An 8,847-nucleotide genomic window follows, 5' to 3' on the forward strand; every position below is an offset into this window, starting at 1 on the left:
CGGGCAGCACCCGTACGGTCCCCGCGCCGCACACCGAGGAGCCCGCGCCGTCCGTCGCCGACCCTTCGCGGCGGCTGTTCGTCGCCCGCGCCGTCGGCGGAGCGGCCGCTCTCGCCGGGCTCGGAACCGTCGGATACGGCACCTACGGGGTGCTGCGCGGCCCCCGTACCAAGCGGGTCACCATCCCGCTCGCCGGACTGCCGCGCTCCGCCCACGGCTTCCGGATCGCCGTCGTCAGCGACATCCACCTCGGCCCCGTCCTGGGCCGCTCCCACACCCGGCGCATCGTCGACGCGATCAACGCCACCAACTCCGACCTGGTCGCCGTCGTCGGAGACCTCGTCGACGGGTCCGTCGCCGATCTCGGGACGGCGGCCGAGCCGCTCGCCGGGCTGGAAGCACGTCACGGCAGCTACTTCGTCACCGGCAACCACGAGTACTTCTCCGGCGCCGCCGAATGGGTCGACCACGTGCGCGAGCTGGGCCTGCACCCGCTGGAGAACGACCGCGTCGAGATCGCCGGTTTCGACCTCGCCGGAGTCAACGACGTCGCGGGGGAGAGCGAGGGCCAGGGGCCCGACTTCGCGCGGGCGCTCGGCGACCGGGACCGCAGCCGCGCCTCCGTCCTCCTCGCGCACCAGCCCGTGGTCATCGATGACGCGGTGGAGTACGGCGTCGGCCTCCAGCTCTCCGGCCACACCCACGGGGGCCAGCTCTGGCCCGGGAACCTGCTGGCCGGCCTCGCCAACCCGACCGTCGCCGGGCTCGAACGCTACGGCGACACCCAGCTGTACGTCTCGCGCGGTGCGGGCGCCTGGGGGCCGCCCGTGCGGGTCGGCGCACCCTCGGACATCACCGTGGTGGAACTCGCCTCCCCGCAGGCCTGAACCGGAACCCGAGCGCGGCCACGCCACGCACAGCCCGTGCCCCGGCCCCGTCCAGCGCCTCCCCGACGCGGGGCCGGCGGCACCGGTCCGGGGGCACCGGTCCGGTGGCTGTGGGAGTTCAGCCGGCTCCGACGTCCTGTGCGCCGGGTGAGGACGCCCCGGGCGAGGGCGCCCCGGGTGAAGGCGCCCCGGGCGAGGACGCCCCGGGCGAGGGCGCTCCCGGCATGAACTCCACCAGCACGTCGTGGACCTGCCGGACGAGCGGTCGCAGCACCCGGAAACGGGAGAGCGCGATCGCCCGGGCGACGATCGGCGCGGTGCGCTCGACGAGCCGGCGGCTGCGTTCCGTGCCCTCGGACCGGTCGTAGACCCAGAACAGCACCAGGCCCATCTGCATCAGCCACATCAACTGCGGCAGCAGTGCCGCCAGTTCCGGGTCGGTCCTGGCCGAGGAGCCCGACAGGCAGCGCTCGTGCACCGAGACGACCGCCTCACGGGCCGCGGCCGAATCCGGGGAGAAGGGGGAAAGGGGGCTGTCCGGGTCCGCCGCGTTCTTGAAGAACTGCGCGGCGAAACGGTGGTACCGCCCGGCCACGTCCAGCCAGGTGAGCAGCACCCCCCGGATGCGGACGGCGAGGTCCCTGTCCCCCGCCAGGACGGGTTGCACCGCAGCCTCGTGCTCGGCGGCGAGACGGTCGTAGAAGCCCTGGACCAGGTGCTCCTTCGACGAGAAGTAGTAATACGCGTTCCCGACGGAGACGCCCGCCTCCTGCGCGACGGCCCGCATCGTCGTACGGTCGTAACCGCGCTCCTCGAACAGCCGGAGGGCCGTCTCCAGGATCAGGGTGCGGGTCTGCTCGCTCTTCGGCGCCCTGGACCTCCGCGCCGTCCCGTCGCTTCCGGCCGGCTCCGGGCCGTCCGCGTCCGCCACGTTCTTCTCCTGCTTCACCACGGTCCCAAGGCTAACCGGCAGGCCCTCGCACCGGGGCCGGGGCGGGAACGGCCGGTGCGGCGCTCCGGTGGCAGACCGGAGCGCGGTGCGTGGGGAGGGGCGGGAGGAGCGGCGGGCCCGGTCTCAGGCGCTCATCGAACGTGCGGTGTTGACCTGCGACATGACCCACTGGAAGGTCTCGGGGCCCGTCGCCGGGATCATCGTCTGGTGGTGGCGTCCACCGCTGGTGACGGTGACCTGCACGAAGCCGGTGGTGCGCTTCTCCTTCATCAGGAGGAACAGCAGCCCGATGAGGCAGAACAGCGCGAAGACGATCGCCAGCACGATGCCGACGGTCGGGATCTTCTCCTCGGTGCGCGACATGTCGGTCGCCGTCCACACCGCGCCCTTGAGCGGCAGGGTGCCGGACGGGGTCACGATGCCGTCGTTCATCACCGTGATGTCACCGAGCGCGAGCACCGGAACTCCGCCGCCGCCCTGCTGCGCCGGCAGGTTGAAGCCGGGCTCCGTGGGGCGGCCGGGGTCCGGATAGCCGTAACCGGGGCCGGGCTGCGCGGCGCCGTCCGGCAACGGCTGCGGATAGCCGTACGCCGGAGCGGCGCCCGGGGCCGGATAGCCGTAACCCTGGCCGTCGGGCATCGTGGGCGGATTTCCCGGCGGCTGGGGCGGGCCCCACTTGTATGAGTCGTCCGCGTACGGATTCGGATCGCTCACAACGTTCCCCGTTCTCCATCAAGCCATCTGCTCCCGTGCTGTGCTGCACCGGGAGAGGCGAGCCGTCGAAGGCTCCGCATGACCGTACCGTCCCGGCCCGCCCGATGCACCAAGAGGCCCCGCTTCCCGCACAGTACGTGCGCGGAACGGGGCCTCCCGGGGCGACGCGTGGGTCAGAAGCGACGGGTGATCAGCGCGCGCTTCACTTCCTGGATCGCCTTGGTGACCTCGATGCCACGCGGGCAGGCGTCCGTGCAGTTGAACGTCGTGCGGCAACGCCACACACCGTCACGGTCGTTGAGGATCTCCAGACGCTGCTCACCGGCCTCGTCACGCGAGTCGAAGATGAAGCGGTGCGCGTTGACGATCGCCGCCGGGCCGAAGTACTGGCCGTCGTTCCAGAACACCGGGCACGAGGACGTGCACGCGGCGCACAGGATGCACTTGGTGGTGTCGTCGAAGCGCTCGCGGTCCTCGGGGGACTGCAGACGCTCGCGTGTCGGCTCGTTGCCCTTGGTGACGAGGAAGGGCATGACGTCGCGGTAGGCCTGGAAGAACGGGTCCATGTCGACCACGAGGTCCTTGAGGACCGTGAGGCCCTTGATGGCCTCGACCGTGATCGGCTTCTCCGGGTTGATGTCCTTGATCAGCGTCTTGCAGGCGAGCCTGTTCTTGCCGTTGATCCGCATCGCGTCGGAGCCGCAGATGCCGTGCGCGCAGGAACGACGGAACGTCAGGGTGCCGTCCATCTCCCACTTGATCTTGTGAAGGGCGTCGAGCACACGCTCCTTCGGGTCGATCGAGATCTGGAAGTCCTGCCACTGGACCTCGTCGGAGACCTCGGGGTTGAAGCGGCGGATCCGGAACGTGGCCGTGATGTACGGGGTGTCGGCGAAGCCGGCCTCGGCCTTGTCGGTCTTGTCCAGGGTCGGGGTTGCCATCAGTACTTACGCTCCATCGGCTGGTAGCGGGTCGTGACGACCGGCTTGTAGTCGAGCCGGATCGACTCGGTGCCGTCGTCCGCGACCTCGCGGTACGCCATGGTGTGGCGCATGAAGTTGACGTCGTCGCGGTTCGGGTAGTCCTCGCGGTAGTGGCCACCGCGGGACTCCTTGCGGGCCAGCGCGGAGGTCGCCATGACCTCGGCCAGGTCGAGCAGGTTGCCCAGCTCGATGGCCTCCAGCAGGTCGGTGTTGAACCGCTTGCCCTTGTCCTGGATGGACACGTCGAGGTAGCGCCTGCGCAGCTCGGCGATCTTGTCCACCGCGGTCTTGATCGTCTGCTCGGTGCGGAACACCATCACGTTGGCGTCCATGCACTCCTGGAGCTCCAGGCGCAGCGCCGAGACGCGCTCGGTGCCCGTGGAGTTCCGCAGCCGCTCGACCTGCTCCTGGACCAGCTGGGCCGGGTTCTCGGGAAGCTCGACGAAGTCGTTCTTCGCGGAGTACTCGGCGGCGGCGATGCCCGACCGGCGTCCGAAGACGTTGATGTCGAGCAGCGAGTTGGTGCCGAGGCGGTTGGCGCCGTGCACGGAGACACAGGCGACCTCGCCGGCGGCGTACAGGCCCGGGACGACGGTGGTGTTGTCGGCCAGCACCTCGCCCTCGACGTTGGTCGGGATGCCGCCCATGGCGTAGTGCGCGGTCGGCTGGATCGGGATCGGGTCCGTGTAGGGCTCGATGCCGAGGTACGTACGCGCGAACTCGGTGATGTCCGGGAGCTTGGCGTCCAGCTGCTCCGGGGGGAGGTGGGTGAGGTCGAGGTAGACGTGGTCGCCCTCGGGACCGCAGCCGCGGCCCTCACGGATCTCCGTGTAGATGGAGCGGGACACGACGTCACGGGACGCGAGGTCCTTCATGACCGGCGCGTACTTCTCCATGAAGCGCTCGCCGTCCTTGTTGCGGAGGATGCCGCCCTCACCGCGGGCGCCCTCCGTCAGCAGGATGCCCATGCGCCAGATGCCCGTCGGGTGGAACTGGAAGAACTCCATGTCCTCCAGCGGCAGGCCACGGCGGTAGCAGGCGGCCTGGCCGTCACCGGTCAGGGTGTGCGCGTTCGACGTCACCTTGAAGAACTTGCCGGTGCCGCCCGAGGCGTAGATGACCGCCTTTGCCTGGAAGACGTGGATCTCGCCGGTGGCCAGCTCGTAGGCGACGACGCCGGCGGACTTCTTGACGCCGTCCTCCTCGACGACCAGCTGGTCCAGGACGTAGAACTCGTTGAAGAACTCCACGCCCTCCTTGACGCAGTTCTGGTACAGCGTCTGGAGGATCATGTGGCCGGTGCGGTCGCCCGAGTAGCAGGCGCGGCGGACCGGGGCCTCACCGTGGTTGCGGGAGTGACCGCCGAACCGGCGCTGGTCGATGCGGCCCTCGGGCGTACGGCCGAACGGCAGGCCCATCTTCTCCAGGTCGAGAACGGCGTCGATGGCCTCCTTCGCCAGGATCTCGGCGGCGTCCTGGTCGACCAGGTAGTCGCCGCCCTTGATCGTGTCGAAGGTGTGCCACTCCCAGTTGTCCTCCTCCACGTTGGCCAGCGCGGCGGCCATGCCGCCCTGCGCGGCGCCCGTGTGGGAGCGGGTGGGGTAGAGCTTCGTCAGGACGGCGGTGCGGCTGCGCTTGGTCGACTCGATGGCCGCGCGCATGCCGGCGCCGCCGGCGCCGACGATGACGGTGTCGTACTTGTGGATCTGCATGGTTTCCCTCTGGTCCCTCTGTCCCGGCGCCTAGCGGATGTTCGGGTCGAAGGTGAAGATCACCAGCGTGCCCAGCAGGACGGTGAACACCGTGGCGGTGTACAGGAGCATCTTCAGCCAGAAGCGGGTGTTGTCCCGTTCGGCGTAGTCGTTGATGACCGTACGGAGGCCGTTGGCGCCGTGCAGCATGGCGAGCCACAGCATCGCCAGGTCCCAGACCTGCCAGAACGGCGAGGCCCAGCGGCCCGCGACGAACGCGAAGCCGATCTTGGACACGCCCCCGTCGAGGACCAGCTGGATCAGCAGGTGGCCGATGACGAGGACGACCAGCACGATGCCCGACAGGCGCATGAAGAGCCAGGCGTACATCTCGAAGTTCGTGCGCGAACCCTTGGGGGTCTTGCCCGTGCGCTTGCGCGGGGGCTCGATCACCGGGGCCGGGTTGTCGACGCCGAACTGGCTGACGCCCTCGACATCGCCGATCGCGGAAGTAGGTGTCTCGGTGGACATCGGCCTCAGCTCCCGAAGACTTCACGTACGGCGTGACCGAGGACGGGGTACAGGGCCCCGACCATCAGCACGATCCAGATACCCAGGACGGTCCAGAGCATCTGCTTCTGATAGCGCGCGCCCTTGGACCAGAAGTCCACGGCGACGATGCGGAGACCGTTCAGCGCGTGGAAGAGGATCGCGGCCACCAGGCCGTACTCGAGCAGCGCGACGAGCGGGGTCTTGTAGGTGGCCACGACGTCGTCGTACGCCTCGGGGGAGACACGCACGAGAGCGGTGTCCAGGACGTGTACGAACAGGAAGAAGAAAATGAGGACACCGGTGACTCGATGAGCCACCCAGGACCACATGCCTTCCCGGCCGCGGTACAGCGTTCCAGCCGGCACGGAAGAACCCTCCGGGAGCGGGGATTGGGGTCGGCCGGCTTGACTGTCGGTCTGACCCGGCCGGGTACGGTCCACCGGCCCTGGCCATCGTAGCGACGCTTTGTCGGTTCCATGGCGGCGGGGCCCACAGGTGTGATCAAAGCGGCAGCCAAACAGGCACGGACGGGCTACCCGGGGTCATATGCCACCGGCGGGAAGGGACCGGACGCCCGGCCCGCCTCCGTCAGCAGCTCGACGATGCGGCCCCGGGCGAGTCGTCGCATCTCCTCAGCGGTCAGGGCGCGCTCCTCGTCCGGCTCGTGCGTCAGCCGGGTGCGGATGGCGGCCAGCACCTGGTCGACGTGCTGGGAGGGGCGCAGGCCGTCGAGACAGATCACGAAGACATGACCGAACCGGCTCTCGTAGGCGGCGTGCGCGGCGCGCAGCGCCAGGTGGGCGGCGCGCGGTGCGTCATGGTGCAGGCAGGGGGCGCTCTCCGTGGCGAGCGCTTCGGCGAGATCGGCGGGCGCGAGGTCGTACCCCGCCTCGTCGGACGCGGCGAGCAGCGTGTCCAGGTCCGGGTAGGGGCGGTGGGCGGCCAGCCGCTGCGCCCAGCGGGTGCTGCCGCAGCACTCCAGCAGGGCGGCTTCGGCGAGGTCGCGCGGCCAGGCGTTGAAGTGTCCGAGGCCGTTCGAGTGGGCACTCGGGCGGGTACTCACGGACACTGGTTCCGGAACGGAGGCCTCCGCCGGGGCACCCCGAAGGGCCGGGGCGAGACCCCGGTGCTGGACGGGTACGGCCGTCCGCCCGGCCTGCTGCTGGGGTTTCGGCAGGTCGGCGTGGGACTCGCTGGACCTGGACAGCGGGACTCCTCGAATGAATGGCTTCTGTGCCCCTGGAGAGGGGCCGGAGAGCGACGAGGTTGCGCGGGGGACGGGAGTGAGGACTGATTCCTATGTGCTGTCACGCTAACGAGACCGGGCAACGCACAGTCGAAGGATGCGAGAAATTCACCCGCACGGGAGAGTTTCGGAGCGCTTGATGGACGTATCGGCGGGGGAAATGCCTGGCTTTTTCATCTTCTTTGAACTGTTTCTCCCCCGATCCGGAGGTTTCTGACCGATGTCGCCTTCACGCGCACCCCTGGTGGCCGGCGCCGCCGTCGCGGTGGCAGCCGCCGTCACCCTCACCGTCGTCGCCTGGCCCGAGGGCTCCGGCCCCGGCTCCGGGAGCGGGGCGTCGGCCTCGTCCCGTACGTCCGCCGCGCCGTCGCCCACCCGGAGCTATCCGCTGTCCACGACGCCGCGGACGATACCCGCGGTCCGTGAGCACGCAGCCGCCCGCGGGCCCGGCTGGAAACCGGCCGAGGACAGCACGGTCGTCGCGGCCGACCCCGAGCTCGCCGACGAGGCGAAGCTGCTCGCGCGGGAGCTGAAGATCGGCTACCGGGGTGAGAAGCCCGCCCGGTCCGGTGACGTGGAGCTGGCGCTCGCGGCCTCGGGCAAGGGCGGCCCGGAGTCGTACACCCTGAAGACCGAGGACGACCGGGTCACGATCAGCGGCCCCGGGCAGGCAGGCGTCTTCTACGGGACCCGCACCCTCAAGCAGTCGCTGAACGCCGACAGCAGCGTGCCCGAGGGCGTGGTGCGCGACACCCCCGACCGGCCGCAGCGCGGACTCAACCTCGACATCGCGCGCAAGCACTACAGCGCGGACTGGATCGAGGACCGGCTGCGCGAGATGGCCGACCTCAAGCTCAACCAGCTCGGCCTCCACTTCTCCGACGACCAGGCCTTCCGGATCGAGTCCGAGTCCCACCCCGAGGTGGTGTCCGAGGACCACCTCACCAAGGCCGAGGTCCGCCGGATCCTGAAGCTGGCGCGGAGCCTCCACATCACCGTCGTCGGCGAGATCGACTCCCCGGGGCACCTGGGTGCCGTCATGCGCGCCCACCCCGACCTCCAGCTGCGCAACACACAGGGCGTGGCGCGCCAGGGCGCCGTCGACATCTCGAAGGCCGGATCGGCGGAGATCGTCGACGACCTGCTCCAGGAGTACGCGGAGCTCTTCCCCGGTGGCTGGTTCCACGTCGGCGCGGACGAGTACCAGGCGCTCACGGTGAGCGACCCCGCGGCTTCCTACCCGCAGCTGGCCGCGGCGGCCCGGGAGAAGTACGGCGACGACGCCACCATCCAGGACCTGGCGGAGGGCTGGCTGAACGACCGCGCCGCGGTCGTCCGCAAGGCCGGGAAGATCCCCAAGGCATGGAACGACGGCTTCTTCAGCGGCGGGACGGTCACGGCCGACAAGGGCATCGAGGTCGAGTACTGGACCGGCAAGGAGATCGGCGCCCGGCCGCCCCAGGACTATCTGGCCGAGGGCCGCAAGGTGGTCAACCTCAACGACGAGTACCTCTACTACGTGCTCGGCCAGCCCAACGACTTCACCTACCCGACCGGTGAGCGGATCTACGAGCAGTGGACCCCGTTCGTCCTGCGGGGCACCGAGCCGGTGGCCGAGCGCTATTCGAAGCAGATCCTGGGCGGCCGGTTCGCCGTCTGGGGCGACCTCCCGAACGCGCAGACCCAGGCGCAGGTGGCGGCGGGGATCCGGATGCCGCTCAACGCGGTCTCCCAGAAGCTGTGGGACCCGCGGGAGCCGAAGCTGACCTGGGCGCAGTTCCAGGAGCTGGCGGAGGAGACCCGCTGAGACCGTGGCGGAGCG

9 protein-coding genes are annotated in these 8,847 nt (G+C 70.0%); 2 read left to right on the forward strand and 7 right to left on the reverse strand.

What is annotated here, in order from left to right:
* The coding region (locus VN520_RS34235) for a metallophosphoesterase (RefSeq protein WP_325750844.1) at positions 1–887 on the forward strand (887 nt) is incomplete at its 5' end.
* 118 nt (positions 888–1,005) lie between these two features.
* Here the strand turns inward: VN520_RS34235 and VN520_RS34240 are convergent.
* From VN520_RS34240 to VN520_RS34270, 7 genes are all read right to left on the reverse strand, one after another.
* Positions 1,006–1,839, reverse strand: coding sequence for a TetR/AcrR family transcriptional regulator (locus VN520_RS34240; protein WP_414720039.1), 834 nt, complete (start codon positions 1,837–1,839; stop codon positions 1,006–1,008).
* A gap of 123 nt (positions 1,840–1,962) precedes the next feature.
* Positions 1,963–2,553: a hypothetical protein gene (locus tag VN520_RS34245; protein ID WP_325750845.1), complete on the reverse strand. Its 591-nt coding sequence runs from the start codon at positions 2,551–2,553 to the stop codon at positions 1,963–1,965.
* Positions 2,554–2,726: 173 nt separating this feature from the next.
* Entirely contained in the window at positions 2,727–3,494 is a 768-nt protein-coding gene (locus VN520_RS34250) for a succinate dehydrogenase iron-sulfur subunit (RefSeq protein WP_325750846.1), read from the reverse strand.
* Positions 3,494–5,248 (reverse strand): succinate dehydrogenase flavoprotein subunit, encoded by a 1,755-nt coding sequence (gene sdhA, locus VN520_RS34255; RefSeq protein WP_325750847.1) that lies wholly within the window; start codon positions 5,246–5,248, stop codon positions 3,494–3,496. The genes VN520_RS34250 and sdhA overlap by 1 nt, the downstream gene beginning before the upstream one ends.
* 30 nt (positions 5,249–5,278) lie before the next feature.
* Positions 5,279–5,758 carry a succinate dehydrogenase hydrophobic membrane anchor subunit gene (locus tag VN520_RS34260; protein WP_325750848.1) on the reverse strand — a complete coding sequence of 160 codons (480 nt, stop codon included), beginning with the start codon at positions 5,756–5,758 and terminating at the stop codon, positions 5,279–5,281.
* A 5-nt stretch (positions 5,759–5,763) separates the two neighbouring features.
* On the reverse strand, positions 5,764–6,144 hold the full coding sequence (gene sdhC / locus VN520_RS34265) for a succinate dehydrogenase, cytochrome b556 subunit (RefSeq protein ID WP_104788456.1): 381 nt from the start codon (positions 6,142–6,144) through the stop codon (positions 5,764–5,766).
* Positions 6,145–6,311: 167 nt separating this feature from the next.
* On the reverse strand, positions 6,312–6,842 hold the full coding sequence (locus VN520_RS34270) for a 2-oxo-4-hydroxy-4-carboxy-5-ureidoimidazoline decarboxylase (RefSeq protein WP_325750849.1): 531 nt from the start codon (positions 6,840–6,842) through the stop codon (positions 6,312–6,314).
* 403 nt (positions 6,843–7,245) lie between these two features.
* Here VN520_RS34270 and VN520_RS34275 point away from each other — a divergent pair, with 403 nt between their 5' ends.
* Positions 7,246–8,832: a glycoside hydrolase family 20 protein gene (locus tag VN520_RS34275; RefSeq protein WP_325750850.1), complete on the forward strand. Its 1,587-nt coding sequence runs from the start codon at positions 7,246–7,248 to the stop codon at positions 8,830–8,832.
* Positions 8,833–8,847 lie beyond the last annotated feature (15 nt).

The sequence above is a fragment of the Streptomyces sp. genome, from assembly GCF_035563135.1.
Classification (GTDB): Bacteria; Actinomycetota; Actinomycetes; order Streptomycetales; family Streptomycetaceae; genus Streptomyces.